The 1,615-nt window shown below is 61.7% G+C and carries 2 protein-coding genes; both read left to right on the top strand.

The features are described from left to right. A partial coding sequence (locus VHD36_22360) for a VIT family protein (GenBank protein HVU90092.1) occupies positions 1-694 on the top strand: 694 nt, incomplete at its 5' end. A gap of 78 nt (positions 695-772) precedes the next feature. Next, positions 773-1,126 (top strand): GFA family protein, encoded by a 354-nt coding sequence (locus VHD36_22355; GenBank protein HVU90091.1) that lies wholly within the window; start codon positions 773-775, stop codon positions 1,124-1,126. Positions 1,127-1,615 lie beyond the last annotated feature (489 nt).

Below are 1,615 nucleotides of genomic sequence, written 5' to 3'. Positions count from 1 at the left end.
GAGACGGCTGCACCGCGAGCGACACAAGATCGGAAATACCGGTTGGTTGCGGGCAGCCGTTTTGGGCGCCAATGACGGCGTCCTGTCGACCGCCAGCCTCATACTTGGCGTGGCGACGGCAACCCATTCCCACGGAAGCATATTGATCGCGGGTGTATCCGGCCTTGTCGCCGGCGCGCTGTCGATGGCGGCCGGCGAATATGTCTCGGTCAGTTCGCAGGCCGATGTCGAGAAAGCCGATCTCGCGAAAGAGCGCCAGGAACTCGCCACCGACAAGGACGCGGAGCTGCGGGAGCTTGCTGGAATTTACGTGAAGCGCGGGCTCACGCGCGAACTGGCAATGGACGTGGCCGTCCAGCTCACGGCCAAGGATGCCCTCGCCGCTCATGCGCGTGACGAGCTCGGCATTACCGAAGAAACAACTGCTCGCCCGATTCAGGCAGCACTGGCATCCGCGGCATCCTTTGCCGTCGGCGCTGCCGTTCCGATCGTCGCCTCGCTGCTTTCTCCGATCGCGTTCGTCGTGGCCACGGTCTACGCGATCTCTCTTGCCGCGCTTGCCGGCCTTGGCGCACTGGGCGCGCAGGCCGGAGGTGCGCCACTGTTGACGGCGACGTTGCGCGTGGTTTTCTGGGGAATTGTGGCGATGGCGATTTCCGCCGGTATCGGCACGCTCTTCCACGTGCAGGTATAATTCGCCACCCCGGATCACTACTGACATCGATGAGCGATGCAGCGGCTAAAATTGCCTGCTCGATATTCGGAGGTTCGAATGGTTGAAGGACGCTGTCACTGCGGCAAGGTTCGGATCGAGCTCGACACCGCACCGGTCGAAGTGAAGAGCTGCAACTGCTCCATCTGCCGCCGTACCGGCACGCTCTGGGCCTACGACTCGCCGGAGCGTATACGCGTGATCGAGACGGTGCCGACAGACACGTATATCTGGGGCGACCGCGATCTCACGCTCCACCGCTGTTCGGATTGCGGTTGCATGACCCACTGGCGTGCGACCGATCCCAACTATGACCGTATGGGTGTCAACGCCCGACTGCTTGCTGTGGACGTTCTGGCGGCTGCGCGCGTTATTCAATTCGACGGCGCCAGCATGGGCACGCCGACTTTTTGAGGGCCAAGCAAAAGCCTCAGCCGAAAGACGGGAGCTTAAGGCACCAGAACAGGACTCGAACCGGAGACCTCTGGCTTCAGACCAGCGCTCTATTCCGCCTGAGCTATCGCAATGCCGTTGCACGGTAGCAGAAGAAAGCCCATTCGCTCGGGACCGACCCGCCGAATTTGGTCCCAGCCCACCAAATCTGGTCCCGGTGAGCAGATTTAGGATTTTTACACTTTCTTAACCACAATCCCTATGCGGACTCGGGCGATACCGGTACCTTATTGATTCCAAAGTGATTCGCGCCATTTGGCTGGAATCGGGGGTTGCCGGGATGGGTCCCATCAAGGGACATAACAATAACCCAGGCGCTGGGAGTGGATGGATACGTCGGGCGGCAGGGGCAGCCGCGGCGGCGTTCATTCTTTTTCCGGTGCCGGCCTTGGCCGACGAGTTTCCCCTGCTCGCGGGTCGCGAGGTCGCGCTCGCCGCAGTCACCGGCGG

It is taken from the genome of Pirellulales bacterium (assembly GCA_035546535.1).
GTDB lineage: Bacteria > Planctomycetota > Planctomycetia > Pirellulales > JACPPG01 > JACPPG01.
This window is presented reverse-complemented; position numbering and strand designations above follow the sequence as displayed.

What these genes read in the sequence shown, in the direction of transcription:
- VHD36_22355 (HVU90091.1), top strand. Translation starts at nt 773, where the DNA reads ATGGTTGAAGGACGCTGTCACTGCGGCAAGGTTCGGATCGAGCTCGAC.